At 35.4% G+C, this 19,654-nt stretch carries 19 protein-coding genes and 1 pseudogene; 13 read left to right on the plus strand and 7 right to left on the minus strand.

Annotated elements, in window-relative coordinates:
- Nucleotides 1–40: 40 nt before the first annotated feature.
- The 7 genes and pseudogenes from nuoK to HGC4_RS02085 all read right to left on the minus strand — a co-directional run bounded on the left by nuoK (nt 41) and on the right by HGC4_RS02085 (nt 5,430).
- Nucleotides 41–379 (minus strand): NADH-quinone oxidoreductase subunit NuoK, encoded by a 339-nt coding sequence (nuoK, locus tag HGC4_RS02055; RefSeq protein WP_050708452.1) that lies wholly within the window; start codon nt 377–379, stop codon nt 41–43.
- A gap of 74 nt (nt 380–453) precedes the next feature.
- A complete protein-coding gene (locus HGC4_RS02060; protein ID WP_050708453.1) occupies nt 454–954 on the minus strand; it encodes an NADH-quinone oxidoreductase subunit J family protein in 501 nt (166 codons plus the stop codon).
- Between the two features lie 184 nt (nt 955–1,138).
- A pseudogene (locus tag HGC4_RS02065) lies at nt 1,139–1,609 on the minus strand (4Fe-4S binding protein); the annotation flags it as partial.
- Between the two features lie 2 nt (nt 1,610–1,611).
- Entirely contained in the window at nt 1,612–2,733 is a 1,122-nt protein-coding gene (gene nuoH, locus HGC4_RS02070; protein WP_050708455.1) for an NADH-quinone oxidoreductase subunit NuoH, read from the minus strand.
- Between the two features lie 44 nt (nt 2,734–2,777).
- Nucleotides 2,778–4,406, minus strand: a complete 1,629-nt coding sequence (locus HGC4_RS02075; protein WP_050708456.1) for an NADH-quinone oxidoreductase subunit D — start codon at nt 4,404–4,406, stop codon at nt 2,778–2,780.
- 119 nt (nt 4,407–4,525) lie between these two features.
- A complete protein-coding gene (locus tag HGC4_RS02080; protein WP_050708457.1) occupies nt 4,526–5,089 on the minus strand; it encodes an NADH-quinone oxidoreductase subunit B in 564 nt (187 codons plus the stop codon).
- A complete protein-coding gene (locus tag HGC4_RS02085) occupies nt 5,080–5,430 on the minus strand; it encodes an NADH-quinone oxidoreductase subunit A (protein WP_050708458.1) in 351 nt (116 codons plus the stop codon). Before HGC4_RS02085 ends, HGC4_RS02080 begins: the two co-directional genes overlap by 10 nt.
- 317 nt (nt 5,431–5,747) lie before the next feature.
- Between HGC4_RS02085 and HGC4_RS02090 the strand changes: the two genes are divergently transcribed.
- The 13 genes from HGC4_RS02090 to HGC4_RS02150 all read left to right on the plus strand — a co-directional run bounded on the left by HGC4_RS02090 (nt 5,748) and on the right by HGC4_RS02150 (nt 19,466).
- Entirely contained in the window at nt 5,748–6,767 is a 1,020-nt protein-coding gene (locus HGC4_RS02090; protein WP_050708459.1) for a branched-chain amino acid aminotransferase, read from the plus strand.
- Nucleotides 6,768–6,824: 57 nt separating this feature from the next.
- Entirely contained in the window at nt 6,825–7,571 is a 747-nt protein-coding gene (lptB, locus tag HGC4_RS02095) for an LPS export ABC transporter ATP-binding protein (protein WP_242047169.1), read from the plus strand.
- Nucleotides 7,572–7,604: 33 nt separating this feature from the next.
- A complete protein-coding gene (gene ruvX / locus HGC4_RS02100) occupies nt 7,605–8,036 on the plus strand; it encodes a Holliday junction resolvase RuvX (protein WP_050708461.1) in 432 nt (143 codons plus the stop codon).
- Nucleotides 8,033–8,596 carry a peptide deformylase gene (gene def, locus HGC4_RS02105; RefSeq protein ID WP_050708462.1) on the plus strand — a complete coding sequence of 188 codons (564 nt, stop codon included), beginning with the start codon at nt 8,033–8,035 and terminating at the stop codon, nt 8,594–8,596. Before ruvX ends, def begins: the two co-directional genes overlap by 4 nt.
- A 5-nt stretch (nt 8,597–8,601) precedes the next feature.
- Nucleotides 8,602–9,387, plus strand: a complete 786-nt coding sequence (locus tag HGC4_RS02110; RefSeq protein ID WP_050708463.1) for a polysaccharide biosynthesis/export family protein — start codon at nt 8,602–8,604, stop codon at nt 9,385–9,387.
- Entirely contained in the window at nt 9,384–10,142 is a 759-nt protein-coding gene (locus tag HGC4_RS02115) for a polysaccharide biosynthesis/export family protein (RefSeq protein WP_050708464.1), read from the plus strand. Before HGC4_RS02110 ends, HGC4_RS02115 begins: the two co-directional genes overlap by 4 nt.
- A 29-nt stretch (nt 10,143–10,171) precedes the next feature.
- Nucleotides 10,172–12,559, plus strand: coding sequence for an exopolysaccharide transport family protein (locus HGC4_RS02120; RefSeq protein ID WP_050708465.1), 2,388 nt, complete (start codon nt 10,172–10,174; stop codon nt 12,557–12,559).
- 92 nt (nt 12,560–12,651) lie between these two features.
- Nucleotides 12,652–14,715 (plus strand): tetratricopeptide repeat protein, encoded by a 2,064-nt coding sequence (locus tag HGC4_RS02125; RefSeq protein WP_050708466.1) that lies wholly within the window; start codon nt 12,652–12,654, stop codon nt 14,713–14,715.
- 226 nt (nt 14,716–14,941) lie between these two features.
- Complete coding sequence (gene thrS / locus HGC4_RS02130) at nt 14,942–16,888, plus strand: threonine--tRNA ligase (RefSeq protein WP_050708467.1); 1,947 nt, start codon at nt 14,942–14,944, stop codon at nt 16,886–16,888.
- Between the two features lie 78 nt (nt 16,889–16,966).
- The gene (gene infC, locus HGC4_RS02135; RefSeq protein ID WP_050708468.1) at nt 16,967–17,632 is read left to right on the plus strand and encodes a translation initiation factor IF-3; all 666 of its coding nucleotides are present in this window, start codon (nt 16,967–16,969) and stop codon (nt 17,630–17,632) included.
- A gap of 69 nt (nt 17,633–17,701) precedes the next feature.
- Entirely contained in the window at nt 17,702–17,899 is a 198-nt protein-coding gene (gene rpmI / locus HGC4_RS02140) for a 50S ribosomal protein L35 (RefSeq protein WP_050708469.1), read from the plus strand.
- Between the two features lie 112 nt (nt 17,900–18,011).
- On the plus strand, nt 18,012–18,356 hold the full coding sequence (gene rplT / locus HGC4_RS02145) for a 50S ribosomal protein L20 (RefSeq protein WP_050708470.1): 345 nt from the start codon (nt 18,012–18,014) through the stop codon (nt 18,354–18,356).
- 99 nt (nt 18,357–18,455) lie between these two features.
- Nucleotides 18,456–19,466 carry an acyltransferase family protein gene (locus HGC4_RS02150; protein ID WP_050708471.1) on the plus strand — a complete coding sequence of 337 codons (1,011 nt, stop codon included), beginning with the start codon at nt 18,456–18,458 and terminating at the stop codon, nt 19,464–19,466.
- The last annotated feature ends 188 nt before the right edge of the window (nt 19,467–19,654 follow it).

The raw sequence follows: 19,654 nt of genomic DNA on the forward strand, positions 1-19,654 counted from the left end.
TATCGTTATTTATTCTTTATAAATTAGGTCAACGACCTTATTAATGTTTCATGTTTGTTATGTTCTCATCTATATAAACGCTCTTCACATTGCGATATATAGTTATGATAATCGCGATGGCAATAGCTGTTTCGGCTGCTGCTATGGCAATAGAGAACAGAGCAAAGAAAAGCCCTTCGAAATGACCGGGATATAAGAACCGGTTAAAAATCACAAAATTCAGGTCTGCTGCATTCAACATCAATTCCATTGACATCAATACCATCAACATGTTTTTTCGAGACAGAAAACCATATACCCCAATAAAGAACATAAGTGTACTTACGGTCAAATATGCTTCCATGGGAACGGAAAAGGTTTCTACTAGAAATTCATTCATAATTGTATATTATTAAGCTATATAACTCTTTTTCTTTTTCTGTAACAAATTAGTTACAAAGCGGTTTGAAACCGTTATCGTTTACGGGCAATCATAATACCACCTATTATACAAGCCAAAAGCAATAAACTGATAGCTTCAAAAGGAAGTAAGTATTGATACTTTTCTGTACCCATCATAGTTGTTCCTAGCTGAGTCATATCAATAGCCGAATCTGCATAAGTATAGATACGAGATACGTTATAATAGATAATATGACCACAGATACCCAAACCAACGACTGAAACGAGAGCCGCTAATATCATTCGACCGGGTTTCTCATATTTCACTTCTATTCCAGGATCGTTAGTCAACAATATCGAGAATATATACAAGACCATAATACCACCTGCATACACTGCGACTTGCACAGCTGCAAGAAACTGATAATCCATCAACAGATACAGACCTGCTGTTGCGATCAACACAAACAGCAAATAAGTTGCTGAACGGATAATCATTTGAGTAGTAACTGCCAATAGTGAAAAAACGACAATTACAATTGCTAATACACCAAATATAATAAACTCTGCCATAATCAACCTTTACGTATTTTGATTATTATTCTTTTGTTACATTATCAGAAGTTGCACTATCTGCACTTTCCTGATTTATGATATTCTCTTTCTTTTCTGGTTCTACCGGTGCAGCGGCAGGTTTAGATTCAGCCGGAGGGGTTTGAACCGCAGCAGGCTTTTCTGCTACTGGCTTAGGCTCAGGCTTCTTCTTTTCACGAAGTTTCGATCCAAGATGATTAAGTTTCATATTCAGCTTACCTCTTGTAAACACTGAACTTTCAAATGTATTCTCAAATTTGATAGCATCCGAAGGGCAAGTCAACACACATAAGTTACAGAATGTACATGAACCCAGATTGTAGTAATATTCATCAAGAATTTTCTTCTTTTTACCTTCCTCTGTTTCTATTGTCTTAGACTTGATTACAATTGTTCCATTCGGACAATTCATCTGACAAATACCACAAGAAGTACAAGCATGCTCATTATTCAGATCGTGAGGCATTACCAACTCTCCACGAAAGCGATCCGAAATAACTAAAGTAGCTCTATTCTCAGGATACTGTTGTGTAATCTTTTTAGTAAATAGCTCCTTCCAAGTTACTGACATACCCGTAAGCAGGGCACCAATACCTTGAAATAAACCTTTAAAATATTGTGATACAGAACTCATCTTTATTCAGCTATAAATTTAAATATACTAGGAAATATATCTTCTAATGTTAGACCTGCTAATACGATAATTACCATAAGCAGTAGGTTAAACATATTAATAGGTAACAAGTACTTCCACTCAAGATTCAATAATTGGTCGATACGTAAACGAGGGAACGTCCATCTAACCCATAAGCTTAGGAACACTAAACATCCCGCTTTACCAAAGAACCATATATAAGAAGGAATATAATTCATTACTTCATTGAATCCATCAAACCCTTTCAATTGAATAGGCATCCACCCTCCAAGAAAAACAGTTGTGGCAATCGCTGCAATAATAAACATATTCAGATATTCAGCTAAGTAGAAAAATCCGAATTGCAGACCCGAATACTCAGTATGATATCCGGCTGTAAGTTCAGATTCAGCTTCCGGTAAATCAAAAGGTCCACGGTTTGTTTCGGCATGTCCCGATATAAGATATATAATGAATGCTATTACTGAAGCAATATGACCATTAAATAAATTCCAACAATATGTTTGACTTTCGATTATTGTAGAAAATTGCATCGATCCTGATAGTACAACCATTGTTATCAAAGCAAAACCGGCAGATAATTCATAACTGATAAACTGAGCACCGCTTCGCATAGCACCAATCATCGAGTATTTATTGTTACTTGACCATCCTGCAAGTAAAACTCCAATAATACCAAGTGATGAAACAGCAACAATGTAGAATACTCCGATATTAAAGTCAACAGCTTGTAAACCGCGTCCAAAAGGAATCGCTCCAAATGTCAACATCGAAGCAACAATCATAAAGAATGGAGCTGCATAGAATAGGAACTTGTCTACATTATCAACATGAATAATCTCCTTCAAAAGGATCTTAACCATATCGGCAACACTCTGCACCACACCATACTTCCCAACACGATTAGGCCCTAAACGACATTGAAAGAATCCGGTGATTTTCCGTTCTACATAAATTAAGATTAAAGCTAATACTGCATAGGCTGTCAATAAAGCAACACCTACCAATACAAATTCGATGAACAATACCCAAAACTCGGATAAACCCCAAGTTTCTCGAAGTAAGCTATCGATTAAGGCAGTCAAACGTGAAAGTTCTAACATATATCTTTAAATATAATAACTAATCTATTAATATCTTTCTTTAATTAGCGATCAATATCGGGTATCACATAATCCATTGATCCACCAATACCAATTAGATCCGAAAGCTTTTCTCCTGCACAAAGAGTTGGCATTGCAGAAACCAGAGCCATTGATGGTGATCTGAATTTCAGACGATAAGGAGTTTTATCTCCGCGACTTTCGATAAAGACACCAAATTCTCCACGAGCAGCTTCTACTCGTTGCGAGTATTCTCCCTCCGGCAGTTTTATAATAGCTTTTACTTTTGCTAAGAAATCCCCGTCAGGTATATTGTCTACTAATTGTTCTAATATTTGTAAAGATTGTTCAATCTCATCCAAGCGATTCAAGTAACGAGAAAACGAATCTCCTTCGTGGCGAATCACTTCCTTAAAGGTTACTTTATTGTATAAAGCATATGGATGATGTATTCTTAAATCACAAGCAAATCCCGAGGCACGACCAGCAGGTCCTGTAACGGCATAAGAAATAGCATCTTCTTTTGACAGAATACCAATCCCTTTTAGTCTACCTACAATAATAGGGTTACCTGTAACCAGTTTATCATATTCTTTAAGACGTTCTCTCATCTCGATTATAAAAGCTTTAATATCTTTCTGAAAATCGGGATATATATCGAACATTACACCGCCAACAACGTTATAATTTATTATAAGACGACCTCCCGATGTTTTCTCAAAAATATCGAGGATACGTTCACGTTCGCGCATTCCATAAATAAAAGCAGTAGTTCCCCCCAAGTCCATACACAGAGTACCCCATGCTATCAGATGAGAATCAATACGATTCAACTCATCCATAATAGTGCGAATATATTGTGCTCTTTCGGGAATTTCTATTTCTGCAGCTTTCTCCACACACATACACAAACCATGGCGGTTGATGTTAGAAGATAGATAATCTAACCGATCTGTAAAGTGTAGTATTTGAGGATAAGTAAGATTTTCGCTTAATTTCTCTATCCCTCTATGTATATAACCACTGTGAACATCTATTTTTTTCACAATTTCACCTTCCAAAGCTACTCTAAAGTGCATTACTCCGTGAGTAGAAGGGTGCTGTGGTCCAATATTTATAATATAATCGTCATCCTCAAATATCTTAATAACCTCTTCTTTTAAACCCTGAGGTGTTTCATAGATACGCGGAGCTGTATCAACCATATCCTTACTTTCAACCGAAACCGGATTGAGTGCCGGATCAGCATCATAATCTTTTCTTAAAGGATAACCTCTCCAATCCTGATTCAAGAAGAATTTACGCATATCAGGATGATTTATAAATCGTATTCCTAATAAAGCATATACTTCTCTCTCGTTAAAATCGGCAGTTTCCCAAAGATCGGTAACTGTATACAACAAAGGGTTAACCCTATCTGCGGTATTTGTTTTAAGAAGTATTTCTACTGAAACATTTTTGGATGATGACAACAAATAGTTTACCCCTAACAGTTCACCTCTATCGACCCCTGTTAATTGAACAAGAAAATCAAAAGGAAACTCAGCATTATAACGCAACGTTTTTGCCAAGTGGTGCAGTTTGTCCGACTCTACAGTCACAGTCAAGACTTTTTTGTCTTCAATGACTGCTTCAGGTACCGTATTTAAGATTAAATTCTTGATATTCTCCATTGATCACTCTTATAAGGTCTAAGACCTTTTTATTACTTTGGTAAAAACGTGGCTAAAGCCGGTTTATAGTTAATCGATTATCCTAAATTTCTAATTGAGAAGAAATCGGATTACCGAATTTATTTCTTCACTTTAAATAAAAAACGCTCCAGTTTTATCTTACGCTGCAATTGCATCAAGCCATAAAGCAACGACTCCGGACGAGGAGGACAACCGGGCACATATACATCTACCGGTATAATTTCATCAATTCCTTTCACTACGTGATAAGAATCAATAAATGGTCCACCCGAGATAGCACAACTACCCATAGATACAACATATTTAGGCTCTGCCATCTGATCATAAACACGCTTCAAAAGAGGAGCCATTTTATGAACAATGGTTCCTGCTACCACAATACAATCTGCTTGACGCGGACTATTACGGGTAACCTCCATACCAAAACGTGCTATATCATATTTTGCTGCCGCTGTTGCCATAAATTCAATACCACAACAACTGGTTGCAAAAGCCAAAGGCCAGATTGAATTTGAGCGACCCCAATTAATAAGATCATCCAATTTACCGATAACTACTCCAACACCATTTGCTTGAAGTTCTTTAACATAATCTTCAAGATACTCGTTATCACGAAACTCTTCGTTAGGAATTCCCTTGATATATATATTCTTTACTTCCATTGTAATGCTCCTTTCCTCCAGGCATAAGCTAAGCCCAAACCTAAAATCAACAAGAAAAATAATATACTATACAATCCAGCCATACCTAAATCTCGGACTACAGTAGCCCAAGGAAATAAGAAAATAGCTTCCACATCAAACATTAAGTAGAGTATTGCATATAAATAGTAACCCACCCTAAATTGCATCCAAGATGTTCCCTTCGTTGGGATACCACATTCATATGCTTGTCCCTTTTGTGCATTAAAAGAACTGGGAGATAATAATATCGCCATCCCTAAACCGGCACAAACCAGAAGCAGACCAGTAACAAAAACAACTAAAAATAAAGCAGAGTTCATATACTTGATTATTCAAAAAGGCTACACATTATAAGATCGAAAAGACAAACGAAAGGCAAAACTATCAAGTCGACTTGTCATAATCGGTGCAAAAGTAAGCCTTTTTTTTAATGCACAAAAGAAATACCCACAAAAGTGCATCTTTCATAGATTCAATCTATATCTATCCGAAATATATGTAAATCAAGATTAATCTTTAAGAATATTTAAACTAAAACAATCAACTAATAAACTAAAATTGTACTTTTGCGAATACTCACATATAAAACACGCGGGTTATTTCGTAGGTTATATACATTATTAATAGAATACTAGACATGGGTACAATAGACTGGACAAATTTATCTTTTGGATATTTAAAAACCGACTTCAATGTTCGGAGCTATTTTAAAGACGGAAAATGGAGCACTCCAACCGAAAGTTCTTCCGAAACAATAGAACTTCATATGGCTGCAACTTGTCTGCATTATGGACAAGAGGCTTTTGAAGGACTAAAAGCATTCAGAGGAAAGGATGGTAAAATCAGAATTTTCAGAATGAGAGAAAACTCTCTTCGCATGCAGTCTTCATGCCGAGGCATCATGATGCAAGAACTTCCGAACGAAGTTTTTGAAGAATCTGTTATCAAAGCGGTTAAGCTAAATGAAAGATTTGTTCCTCCCTACGAAAGTGGAGCAGCTCTATACATACGCCCTTTACTTATAGGCATTAGCCCACAAGTAGGAGTTAAACCATCAGCAGAGTATTTATTTGTTGTATTCGTAACCCCCGTAGGCCCTTATTTTAAAGAAGGATTCAAACCAACTCCACTTGTAATATTCAGGAGTTTCGACAGAGCTGCCCCTCTAGGCACAGGCACCTACAAAATTGGCGGCAATTATGCTGCAAGTTTAGTTGCAGGACATAAAGCTCACGAAATGGGATATTCTGCTGTATTATATTTAGATCCAAAGGAAAAGAAATTTATCGATGAAGGTGGTCCAGCCAACTTCTTTGCAATAAAGAACAATACATATATAACACCAGAGTCAACTTCAATACTTCCATCAATCACCAACAATAGCTTAATGCAATTAGCTGAAGATTTAGGAATGAAAGTTGAACGTCGCCCAATACCAGAGGACGAATTAGGATCTTTTGAAGAAGCAGGCATCTGTGGAACTGCGGCAGTAATTAGCCCAGTTGAAAGAATTGATGATTTAGAAGAAAACAAATCATACTCTTTTGTTAAAAACGGACAAGCCGGTCCAATATCCACTCTCCTTTATAATAAACTGAGAGCAATACAGTATGGAGATGAACCTGACACCCATAATTGGGTAACTATAGTTGAGTAAGTATTTAACTGTTTCACCAATCAATAGGTTAAATTAATGCAGCCCGAGAAATCACAAATGATACTACGAACTGAAGATTTAGTTAAAAAATACAAATCTCGCACCGTAGTAAATCATGTTTCAATAGAAGTTAAACAAGGAGAGATTGTAGGTTTATTAGGTCCTAACGGAGCTGGTAAAACTACAACATTTTATATGACAGTAGGATTGGTTATGCCAAATCAAGGACGCATATTCCTTGACGATCAGGAGATAACCAAATTCCCTGTGTATAAACGTGCCCAAAACGGGATTGGATATCTGGCGCAGGAAGCATCTATTTTTCGCAAGCTTACGGTAGAAGACAATATCAGATCGGTTTTGGAAATGACAGGGCAATCGAAAGAATATCAGAAAGAAAAGCTAGAGAGTCTCATTTCTGAATTTGGGTTACATAAAGTTCGCAAAAACCTAGGAGACAGGCTCTCAGGGGGTGAAAGAAGACGAGCTGAGATAGCTCGCTGCTTAGCCATAAATCCTAAATTTATAATGCTTGACGAACCCTTTGCCGGAGTAGACCCCATAGCGGTACAAGACATCCAGGAAATAGTGGCTCAACTAAAATATAAAAACATAGGAATTCTTATTACCGATCACAATGTAGATGAAACACTTAGCATAACAGATAGAGCCTATCTATTATTCGAAGGTAAAGTTTTATTTCAAGGTACTCCTGAACAACTTGCAGCGAATGAAACAGTTAAAGAAAAGTATCTGGGTCGTGATTTTGAGTTAAAAAGACGTATAATCGAACCCCCAAGATAATTATATATAAAAAAAACTATATCTTTGCCGCTCATGGGTAGACTACTTGCAATAGATTATGGAACAAAGCGCACAGGTTTAGCGGTTACTGATCCTTTAAGAATTATTGCGACAGGCCTTACAACTGTACCAACTCATACACTATTAACATATTTAAAAGATTATTTCGCAAAAGAGCCTGTTGATTATGTAATTATTGGCATGCCTAAACAAATGAATAATGAATTTTCTGAAAACATGAGACATATAGAACCCTTTGTGAAAAAGTTCTGTGCTCAATTTCCCCACATCCCTATCGAATATTACGATGAACGTTTTACTTCGGTAATAGCTCAAAGATCTATGATAGAAAGTGGTATGAAGAAAAAAGACCGTCAGAATAAAGCTATAATTGACGAAATAAGTGCAACTATTATATTACAAGACTACATGGAAAGTCTTACATACAAAAATAAGAATTTATGATACTTCCAATATATCTCTATGGCCAACCTGTATTGAGAAAAATTGCTCATAACATAGAAAAAGATTACCCAAATCTGAATGAGCTTATTCAGAACATGTTCGAGACAATGTACAACGCAGATGGAGTGGGTTTAGCTGCACCACAAATAGGTTTAGACATCCGTTTATTTGTTATCGACTTAGAACCCCTAGCTGAAGATAATGAAAAATATCATGGATTCAAAAAAGCCTTCATTAATGCTGAAATCTTAGAAAGAACAGGAGAAATAACCTCTGTTCAAGAAGGCTGTCTCAGTATTCCGGGAATTAACGAAAGTGTCCAAAGAGAAGAAACCATTAGAATCAAATATTTTGATGAAAATTTCGTTGAACATGAAGAAGTGTATTCTGATTTTTTTGCACGCTGCATTCAACATGAATATGATCACATAGAGGGTAAACTTTTCATAGATAAAATCTCAGGGATCAGAAAACAATTGATAAAATCGAAGTTAAACAATCTTATAAAAGGGCGTGTAAATTGCTCTTATAGAACAAAAGCTATTCAAAACAAACCTTGAGACTTATGAAAATTAAACTGCTATTATTGCAAATAGTTATAATATCTCTGTTGAGCTCTTGCGTCACACCCAAAGACACCAACCTTCTTCAAGACATAAAGAAGAATTATCCTATTGATGTGAATCTAAACAATGATTATAAAATTATCATTGGCGATCAACTTGTGCTACGCATCTATACACTAGATGAGAGCATGAGAGAACTTTTCTCGGTATATATAGTTAATCAATCTTCAGGTATAACAGCAGCCTCTATCGAACAAACAGCACCGAATGTATTGAATGTTTATTCAGATGGAACTGTTAAGATACCCTATTTAGGCAAAATCTTAGTGGAAGGCTATACAACAAATGAAGCAAAAAAAATTATAGAAGAACGATTTTCAACATTTTCTCCCAATCTAGTAATTGAATTAAATCTTCAAAATCGCTTTTTCAGCGTATTAGGAGAAGCTGGGCAAAATCGAATAGCAATGAACCTACCTAAGCTCACAATATTTCAAGCATTGGCAATGTCTGGCCCTATACAAACCTTTGGAGATCACAAAAAGGTAAAAATTATCAGACAAACTCCGAATGGAACAGAAGTTAAAACTTTTGACATACGTTCTAAAGATATTGTTGATTCTGAATACTACTATATACAGCCTAATGATGTTATATATGTACCAGAGATAACTAATACATTTTTCTTCGGACGTATAACCTCTTTCACAGGAGTACTAGGCCTTGTAGGATTACTAGGTACAATAGTAGGAGTAGTAGCTTTAATTTCAAGACTATCAAAATGAAAAAAGGATTTAAATATTTTTGTTATTGTCTAATTATTGGATTGACGACAGTATTGTACAGTTCGTGTACATCTCCAAAAACGACCAATTTATTACAAGACAAAGGTCCATTATATGCAGCAAAACCTTTTGAGGATTATAAGCTTCAAATAAATGATGAAATATCATGCTCCATATTAACAAGTAACAAAGACTTTTCAGATGTCTTTAACGGAGTAATATCCAGCGAAATAGGAGGAAGTAGATCCTCTTACCCAATAGTTGAAACAGGAGACATATCTATACCCTTTTTTGGAGAAATACAAGTCTTAGGACTAACAATTCCTGAAGCCGAAGAAGTTATACAAAATAGGATGAGACAAGCGATACCGGATGCTCAAGTCAAGGTTTTCTTAAAAAACAATTATTATTATGTAGTTTCAAATCAACAGAATGGACGTCAAAATATATACAAAGACAATATGACTATATTTCAGGCATTGGCTATCAACGGAATGCCTGGACCTGATCTAGAATTAGAGAAAGTGAAAATCATAAGACTTGATGAAACTGGAAGATCAATCATAAAAGAATTTGATCTTAGAGCTGAATCAATTATCGAATCTGAGTTTTACTATATCAAACCTAATGACATGATTTATTACTCTACCAGCAAAAGGGCTTTCTTCCGCATAAATTCAGTTACAGGACTGATTGCAACTATTATAGCCCCAATAACTGCTGCGTTGGTAATATTATCTTTCCGAATAAATTAAGAAATACAATTTAAGGATTTTACGAAATCATGGAACAGAATATAAACAGACCAGCCGATTTTGGAACAGACCCATATTTTGATGAAGTTCAAGCAAAGACAAAATTCTCTTTTGACTTCGTCCTTTGGTTCTACCGAATACTTAAATATTGGTATTTATTTGCTCTATCACTAGCTCTTTTCTTAGGATATGCCTATCTCAAGAACAAAAGCTGGACTCCATTATACCAGTCCGGAGCAGTCCTAATGATGGAAAGCAGAGGTGGAGGCGTAGCCTCAGGAGCTGTTCAATTGGGCAGTTTAGTGCAAAATTCAGTCAACCAGCAGATGATACTTAATTCATATGACATGGTTGTCCGTTCAATTGCCAAATTACCACAAATGAGAGTTGACTATTTCAAAAAGGGTAAATTTAAAGCTGATAATTGGTATGGATTAACACCAATTACGATTGAGGCTAAATACGTTGCACCCAGTGCATACAGTATTGTTTTTGAAATAGAACCAATAAATGCAGATAAGTGCCGAATATTTTATGAAGGTTCTGAAACCACACCTCCATTCTCTATGGAAGTGCCCTATGATCAATTTGTTCAAGAACCCAGATTCTACATAAAAATAAGTAAATCTCCTCGATTTGCAGTAAACTTTGAGCCTTTCAGCTTTAGGTTTGTATCTAAGGAGGAACTTATAGGACGTTATTCTGGAAGAATATCATCAGGTATGGTTAGAGAAGGATCTACTGCATTAGCGATATCAATATACGGAAGTAGCCCTGCTCAGGATATTGATTTCTTGCGTGCATTGCTGCAAGAATTTGAAGATTATAACTTAACTCTAAAAAACGAAGCAGCAGATAGAACAATTGCCTTTATCGATAAGCAAATGGCAATTATAGGCGATTCACTCCAACAATCAGAAGCTACCTTCAAGGATTTTCAAGATGAAACCGGACTATATAGAATAACAAAATCTGATGGTCGCGCGGAGCTAGAATCAGTAATGCAATCAATAGGAGAAGTTAAAGCTCAAGAAGGTTTGATCCTTAGACTTACCGATGAAATCAGTAATTCTATCTTAAACAGGACAGAACTTGTCGAACCTACAGCTTTAGGTTTGACTGAGCCTAAATTAACTCAATCGATTGGAGATTACAATAGTTTAATAAATAAACTTGCGAGTATGGGTAATGCCCACCCTATGTATTCAAAAAGTGAGCAATCTTTAACAAACCTCAGAATAAAGATTCTGGAAGAATTAAGGGCTCTACAAGACCGCATACAGAATAAAAAAGAAAGCCTAGATAGCAATACAAGAGAAATCGAAAGTAGAATGTCTACTTTGCCTGCTCAAGAAAGAGAATATGCACGTTACGAGAAGAAATATCAGGTAAATGATGCCTATTATACATATTTGAGACAAAGAAGGTATGAAGCTACTATACAGAAGGCCTCTAATATTCCCGATAACTTTATTATGGAAGAACCCAGACTAAAGGGAGGACCAGTAAATGGAGACGAAAAATCAAAGAATTACACATTCTTCTTTCTTATCGGATTAGCTTTGCCTTTAGCGTTTGTAGTATGTAAGGAGGAGATTTTCAATCATGCTATATCTACAAAAGAAGATTGTGAACGATTATCTGGTTTACCGGTAATAGGAACTATTGAGAATATATCCAAAAAATTATCATCTTCTGGTTCAACAACCTTAGTTAAGAATTTCCCTAAATCGAGTTTCGCTGAATCTTTTCGTAACATGCGAATAAGGATTGAGTATATGGCTCAAAAGGAAACAAATATATCAACTTTAATAACATCTGCCGAGCCTGGTGATGGAAAAACATTTATTGCAGGAAATATAGCTTCGGTATATCAATTGACAGGAAAAAAAGTTGTTCTGATTGACTTTGACTTAAGACGCCCTTCTGTAGGAAAACTGTTAAATATCGAAAGCAAAAAAGGAGTATCAAACTACCTGATAGGACAAGTTACTTTGGATGAAATAACATTAACTCATCCGGAGTATGAGTTTGATGTAATTACGGCAGGAACACTGCCTCCTAACCCTAGTGAGTTAATTAAAACTAAAAAGACAAAAGACTTACTAGACCACTTGAAGACCAAATATGATTATGTAATAGTAGACTGTAGCCCAATAGGATTAGTGTCCGATGCATATATATTATCAAAATATGTAGATACTACCCTATTTGTCGTACGTAGAGCTAAAACAAACAAAGCTTTTTTCAAGAGTGTTGTTAGTCAAATGCGCAATGATGGCTTAGAGCATGCTGCATTAGTCTTTAATGATGTAAAAGGAAGAGAAGGATATTATGGAACTTCGAGATATTATGGAGACAAATCTTACTACTTGAAGCGGAACTCGTATTATCACGATGACTATTTCGAAAAATGAAAAATATATAAAAAGAGGGGCTTCAATTGCCTCTCTTTTAGTTTCTATAAGTAGAATTCATATATTTGCCGTTCATAACATTTTATAGAACCGTGAAGAAATATATATTAATACTTTTTACGCTTTTTCAGTCGGTAATACTCTCTGCTCAGATTAACACAGACAGAGTTACATTAATCGGACGTAATGCGTTGTATTTCGAAGATTACATTCTTGCTATACAATACTTCAATCAGGTTATAAAATCAAAACCATATCTGGCTGAACCTTATTACTACAGGGCAATAGCCAAGTATTATCTTGACGATTTTAAAGGAACGGATGAAGATTGCTCACAATGCATTGAGCGAAATCCTTTTTTCACGAATGCTTATCAATTACGTGCAGATGCACGTCAAAATCAAAAAGATTACGATGGAGCGCTAGAAGATTATAAAGTAAGCCTCAAAAATAATCCAGATGACAAGTTTATCCTGATAAATATGGGTATAGTCAATATCGAGAAGAAGGACTATGAGGAAGCCGAAAAAAGTTTAGATCGGTTAGTTCAAACAAACCCCAATTATACTCAAGGGATATTAACCAGAGGTAGTTTATATTTAGAGAGAGGCGATACTATAAAAGCTTTGGAAAGTTATAGCAGAGCAATTGACAAAGACAAATACTTTGCACCTGCTTATTCAATGCGTGCCTCAACTTATTTTTCACAAAAGGAATACGACAAAGCCTTAAGTGACTTTGATGAAGCTATAAAACTTGATCCTACTATGACTGGCAATTACATCAATCGAGGACTTACAAAATACTACAAAAACGATTTAAGAGGAGCTATGGCAGACTATGACCACGTAATAGACATAGAACCTAAGAATCATATTGCCCATTTCAACAGAGCCCTTCTACGCGCTCAAGTAGGAGATGATAATAAAGCAATATCCGATTTTGACTTTGTTATACAGAATGAGCCCGATAATTTTATAGCCTACATGAATAGAGGTATACTAAAAAACAATATTGGCGACATAAAAGGTGCGCTAGCCGACTTAAATATAGTATTGAAAGAGTATCCCGATTTTTATCAAGGGTTTTATCTGAGATCTGAAATTAAGCGTAAACAGAACGATTTGCGAAGTGCAGAGCAGGATTATCTATACGCCCGACGAAAAGAAGAGCAAACGAAGAAAGATGCATTGGCCGGAAAAGACATGGATAAAACGAGAGAGAAATCAGATAAAACTATTGACAAATTCAACCTTCTTGTTGTAGCGGATAAAGAAGAGGAAGAAAAGAGCAAGTATAATAGTGAAACTCGTGGAAAAGTTCAAAACAAACAAGTCAATACAGAACTAGCTCCAACATTCATAGTATCTTATTATGAGAAGATGAATGATTTCCAAAAGTTCATCCATTACAATCAAGATCTTGAAAACCTCAATAAGCAGAATATTCTTAGTCGAAAATTGATTATTACGAATCAGGAAGTAGCATTGGATAGTACACAGATTGCAATCCATTTTACCTCTATCAATGAATATTCAAAACTGATTGATGAACAACCTCAAAATTCAATATTATATTTTGCTAGAGGTATTGATTACATGTTGGTGCAAGATTTCAGCAGTGCAATTGAAGACTTTAGAAAAGCGACAGTCATCAACCCTAAGTTTACACTTGCCTATTTTAATCTGGCAGTAGCATATTCTAAGCAATTAAAGTCTAAAGATATTCTTCCTGAATTGTACAATCAAGCTCCTCAAACAGAATTGAGTATCAACATGAAGCTTGGAGGAGCAGACAAGTCTGTATCTACCACTTCAGGAAGCAATTCAGATACAGACTCTAAGACAATGAGATCAAGGCTTGAATATGAATCTATTCTTAAAAGCTATGACCGAATCATAGAACTATCTCCTGATTTCACCTTTGCTTACTATAATAGAGCAGAAATAAAATCGGTTCAAAAAGACTTTAGAGCTGCAATTCTTGATTATAATGAAATATTACGTCGAGATCCTGAATTTGCCGAGGCATATTACAATAGAGGCTTAAACAGATTACAGATAAAAGATACTGATAGAGGCTTAGATGACTTACGAAAAGCCGGTGAGCTCGGAATGGTAAGCGCATACAGTATCATTAAAAGGATGACTCAATAAGTATTGTAAAAATAAACAACCATAAAGAGCAAGCATATCTATTATATAGAAGTATGCTTGCTCTTTTATTATCAATAAGAGAATTAGATAAATAAAGAATCTTTTGATAGAACAGCCACTTTTTTCCTATATCCGATTGCTGATTCTATAAAATTCTTAATTTTGCAGATCAAAATCATAAAACATTATCTTCGCTTGTAGGGAGATAAATAAAAATAGTATACAAATGATTAAAATTACATTTCCTGATGGTTCTGTGAGGGAATTCCCCAAAGGAACAACTTCAATGCAAATTGCAGAGAGTATTAGCTCAAGATTGGCTCAAGATGTATTAGCATCTAGTGTCAATGGACAAACATGGGATCTAACCCGTCCAATAGAAGAAGATTCTACGGTAAGTCTGTTAAAATGGGATGATACAGAAGGAAAGCATGCATTTTGGCACTCATCAGCACACTTAATGGCCGAAGCTGTACAGGAATTGTATCCTCATGCTAAATTCGGAATTGGTCCTGCCATTGAAAATGGCTTCTATTATGATATAGATTTTGGTGATACCCCTGTAAAAGATGCAGAATTTGCTGCTATCGAAAAGAAAATGAAGGATCTTATCGCCCAAAAAGAAGAAATAGTTCGCAAAAGCATATCAAAAGACGATGCCCTAAAATTATTCGGAGATCGTAATGAAGGATATAAAGTGGAACTTATCAACGATTTGGCTGATGGAACCATAACAACATATACACAAGGATCTTTCACCGATTTGTGCCGTGGACCTCACTTACCCAATACTTCTTACATCAGAGCTGTAAAGATACTAAGTGCAGCAGGGGCTTATTGGCGTGGTGACGAAAAAAGAAAACAATTGACTCGTTTATATGGAATTACCTTCCCTAAACAAAAAATGCTAGACGAATATCTAGTATTATTAGAGGAGGCAAAAAAACGTGACCACAGAAAGATAGGAAAAGAACTAGAACTATTTGCATTTTCTGAAAATGTAGGAAAGGGATTACCTCTTTGGTTACCTCGTGGAACACAATTGCGCCTACGTTTAGAAGATTTTTTGAAGCAAATACAAAAGAAATTCGACTATCAACAGGTTATGACTCCGCATATTGGAAGCAAGCAATTATATGTAACATCTGGCCATTATGCCAAATATGGCAAAGATTCTTTCCAACCTATTCACACACCTGAAGAGGGAGAAGAGTTTCTTCTTAAACCAATGAACTGTCCTCACCACTGTGAGATATATAAAATAGTACCACGCTCATACAAAGACCTGCCTCTTCGCCTAGCTGAATTTGGCACAGTATATCGTTACGAGCAAAGTGGAGAACTTCATGGTCTGACTCGTGTTAGAGGATTTACTCAAGATGATGCGCATATTTTCTGTACACCGGATCAGCTTAAAGCTGAATTTTTGAAAGTCGTAGATATTATCTTTATTATTTTCAAAGCTCTTGATTTTGAGAACTTCGAAGCACAAATCTCATTAAGAGATCCAAATAATAGAGAAAAGTACATTGGAACTGACGAAAACTGGGAAAAAGCAGAACGTGCAATCATAGAAGCTTGTGACGAAAAAGGGCTACCTGCTAAAGTTGAATTAGGAGAAGCTGCATTCTATGGACCAAAGCTTGATTTTATGGTGAAGGATGCTATTGGAAGACGCTGGCAACTTGGAACAATTCAGGTAGACTATAATCTACCCGAACGTTTTGGTCTAGAATATAACGGAGCAGACAATCAAAAACATTGCCCTGTAATGATTCACCGTGCACCGTTTGGCTCTATGGAACGCTTCATTGCTGTACTAATAGAACATACTGCCGGAAAATTCCCTCTTTGGCTCACACCCGACCAAGTCGTAATTTTGCCAATCAGCGAAAAATTCAACGACTATGCACATAAGGTATCTGCATTCTTAAAAAACAAAGACATTCGCTCTCAAGTGGATGACAGAAACGAAAAAATAGGCAGAAAAATTCGTGATAACGAATTGAAACGAATCCCATATTTACTCGTTGTAGGAGAGAAAGAAGCAGAGAGTGAAGAAGTTTCCGTAAGAAAACAGGGTGAAGGTGATAAAGGTTCGATGAAATTTACTACCTTTGCCGATCAAATTACTGAAGAAGTTGAAAAAATGATGAATGCGTGGAATCATTGATTCACTGTCCATTATAAATAAACGGATAATCAACAGCATAAAAGAAAAAATAAAACAGAAAGGAAATAATCTTTTTTAATGAGGAACAACAGAATAAATAACAACAAAAAAGAAGAACTTCACAGAATTAATGAAAAAATTCGTGTGCCCCAAGTTCGTCTGGTTGGAGAAAACATTGAGCAAGGAGTTTACTCAACACATGAAGCTTTGAAAATAGCCGACGAAAAAGGCTTAGACTTAGTCGAAATCTCTCCTAGTGCAGATCCTCCTGTTTGTCGCATCACTGATTATCAGAAATTTCTATACCAACAAAAGAAAAAACTGAAAGAGCAAAAAGCTAAAACAGTTAAAGTTGTAGTAAAAGAGATTCGTTTTGGTCCTCAAACTGATGATCATGATTTCAACTTTAAATTAAAACATGCCAAATCTTTCTTGGAAGAAGGTTGTAAAGTAAAAGCATATGTGTTCTTCAAAGGTCGTTCGATCTTATTTAAAGAACAAGGTGAAGTTTTACTACTACGCTTTGCTACAGAATTAGAAGACTTCGCAAAAGTAGATCAACTACCTCAATTAGAAGGTAAAAAAATGATCATTATGCTATCTCCTAAAAAAGTACAACCAAAACCAAAACCAGTAGAAGATAAGCCACACAAAGTGAAAGAAGCGAAACCAAAGACTGAGGAAAAAGCGACAACTGAATCTGAGGGAGAAACTCAGACTCAAGATACGCCCGCAGCAGAGTAAGCTCAAAAATGAATAGAGGAAAACACCAGTAATGGTGCTATTTTAAATAATTAAATTAAGTTTAATAAGATGCCAAAAATGAAGACTAATTCCGGTGCCAAAAAAAGGTTCAGCCTTACCGGATCAGGAAAAATCAAAAGAAAACATGCTTTCAAAAGTCACATCCTGACTAAGAAAACTAAAAAACAAAAAAGAAATCTAACTCACTCAGCTACTGTCCACAAGTCTGACGAGAACAATGTTAAGCAAATGCTTAGATTGAAATAATTTCGAAGTTTTTTAAAGCAAATTTTCAATTAGGTTTATTAACCGAATGTACGCATCAAAAGAGTTCTTATTAATAAAGGAGAACCGCTAACATTCAAAACATCTTACAATTATGCCAAGATCAGTCAATCATGTTGCCTCGCGCAACCGCAGAAAAAAAGTATTAAAACTAACAAGAGGTTACTACGGTGCCCGCAAAAATGTTTGGACAGTTGCCAAGAACACTTGGGAAAAAGGTCTAACATATGCATTCCGCGACCGTCGTGCTAAAAAACGTAACTTCCGTGCACTTTGGATACAACGTATCAATGCAGCTGCACGTGCAGAAGGAATGTCTTACTCTCGTTTAATGGGTGCTCTTCACAAAGCAGGAATTGAGATTAACCGCAAAGTTCTAGCTGACCTTGCTCTTAATCATCCAGAAGCATTCACAGCTATCGTAAATAAAGTGAAATAAATATATTCTACGATATAGAAAAAGATCAAACAGTTATTGTTTGATCTTTTTTTTGTTTATATTCTTTTATCTTTGACGTAAATTTGAGTAAAAGAAATAATGCAGAGGGACTACTTCATAGATGTTATAAAAGGCATCACAATTATAAACATTGTAATCATTCACACCATCTACCATTCAGGTGGAGAATTTCCAGTCTTCCTAAAAAACTTTGTTTTACTGGCCGATGTTCCTATCTTCTTCCTTTGCAGTGGACTTACATCCTCCGGAAATATAAAGAAAACAATCATCAGATTATTTAAGCTACAACTAAGCTTCATGCTTTTTATCTCTATTGTATTTATAATTTCATCGATATACACACAAGATGTATCGTGGGGACTATTCTTTGATAACATATCGCATGACTACAAAACAATGCCACCATTTCACTCTGTGAATTATTCATTATGGTATATCAAAGCTTATTTTATAATTGCAGTTATTGGCTCCATTATTATTCATTTCGCCTCTACTAAACTAAGAATAGACATTATTCTATCCATCCTATTTTTAGGAATACTATATTCAAGCTTTCAAGGTTATATACTTGACAGTATCTATATATCAATCATTAATTTTTACTTATTCATATTCTTATTAGGCTTTAGGCTTAAAGATATCAATATAAGTAAACAAGTATTTTCAGGCACTATCCTCATTGTATTGTTCTGCCTATTTTTCTGGTTCTTTATTGCAAATCAATCCAAACTTATCCAAATATATAAATTCCCTCCTCATATAATTTATTTGCTCATATCTGCTGTAGGTTTATCTACCATCATTTTTTTAAGAAGAAAAGTAAAAATAAGTCCAAAGAACATATTTATCTACCCCGGTAGAAACTCATTATTCTTTTATTTTGCTCAAGGCATAGGAGGAAGCCTCACTCTTGGAGTAGTCATAATAGGCATGCAACATTCACTAAAATGGTATCTAATATTTTTGTTAGCTCTAATTCTGAACTTAACTGTTACCTGCATTTTAGCTCCATTCTTAAAATACTGTGATTCATTAATGTGGAAAACAATTCATATCGTTATGAATAAAACGAGAAAAAGCGTTCAATAACGTAAAAAATTCCAACACTAAAGAACACTTCTCATAAAGAATAAATACTCCAAACTTACAAGATGAATAATATTCACACTTTGCTATAAGCCGAACTTGACATTTAGTGATCTTATCTATTTTTCATCTACACTTATAAAAAAAATCACAGATCAATCCTTTCCTGAAAATTCACACTTCATTTTCAC

The organism is Dysgonomonas sp. HGC4 (assembly GCF_001261715.1).
Lineage (GTDB): Bacteria > Bacteroidota > Bacteroidia > Bacteroidales > Dysgonomonadaceae > Dysgonomonas_A.

Coding starts and splice junctions, on each gene's coding strand:
- HGC4_RS02060 (WP_050708453.1), bottom strand. CDS start 954: ATGGCAGAGTTTATTATATTTGGTGTATTAGCAATTGTAATTGTCGTT.
- lptB (WP_242047169.1), top strand. CDS start 6,825: ATGATACTACGAACTGAAGATTTAGTTAAAAAATACAAATCTCGCACC.
- HGC4_RS02080 (WP_050708457.1), bottom strand. CDS start 5,089: ATGGAAGTAAAGAATATATATATCAAGGGAATTCCTAACGAAGAGTTT.
- nuoH (WP_050708455.1), bottom strand. CDS start 2,733: ATGTTAGAACTTTCACGTTTGACTGCCTTAATCGATAGCTTACTTCGA.
- HGC4_RS02090 (WP_050708459.1), top strand. CDS start 5,748: ATGGGTACAATAGACTGGACAAATTTATCTTTTGGATATTTAAAAACC.
- HGC4_RS02075 (WP_050708456.1), bottom strand. CDS start 4,406: ATGGAGAATATCAAGAATTTAATCTTAAATACGGTACCTGAAGCAGTC.
- ruvX (WP_050708461.1), top strand. CDS start 7,605: ATGGGTAGACTACTTGCAATAGATTATGGAACAAAGCGCACAGGTTTA.
- infC (WP_050708468.1), top strand. CDS start 16,967: ATGAGGAACAACAGAATAAATAACAACAAAAAAGAAGAACTTCACAGA.
- HGC4_RS02120 (WP_050708465.1), top strand. CDS start 10,172: ATGGAACAGAATATAAACAGACCAGCCGATTTTGGAACAGACCCATAT.
- rpmI (WP_050708469.1), top strand. CDS start 17,702: ATGCCAAAAATGAAGACTAATTCCGGTGCCAAAAAAAGGTTCAGCCTT.
- rplT (WP_050708470.1), top strand. CDS start 18,012: ATGCCAAGATCAGTCAATCATGTTGCCTCGCGCAACCGCAGAAAAAAA.
- HGC4_RS02150 (WP_050708471.1), top strand. CDS start 18,456: ATGCAGAGGGACTACTTCATAGATGTTATAAAAGGCATCACAATTATA.
- HGC4_RS02115 (WP_050708464.1), top strand. CDS start 9,384: ATGAAAAAAGGATTTAAATATTTTTGTTATTGTCTAATTATTGGATTG.
- thrS (WP_050708467.1), top strand. CDS start 14,942: ATGATTAAAATTACATTTCCTGATGGTTCTGTGAGGGAATTCCCCAAA.
- HGC4_RS02110 (WP_050708463.1), top strand. CDS start 8,602: ATGAAAATTAAACTGCTATTATTGCAAATAGTTATAATATCTCTGTTG.
- nuoK (WP_050708452.1), bottom strand. CDS start 379: ATGAATGAATTTCTAGTAGAAACCTTTTCCGTTCCCATGGAAGCATAT.
- HGC4_RS02085 (WP_050708458.1), bottom strand. CDS start 5,430: ATGAACTCTGCTTTATTTTTAGTTGTTTTTGTTACTGGTCTGCTTCTG.
- def (WP_050708462.1), top strand. CDS start 8,033: ATGATACTTCCAATATATCTCTATGGCCAACCTGTATTGAGAAAAATT.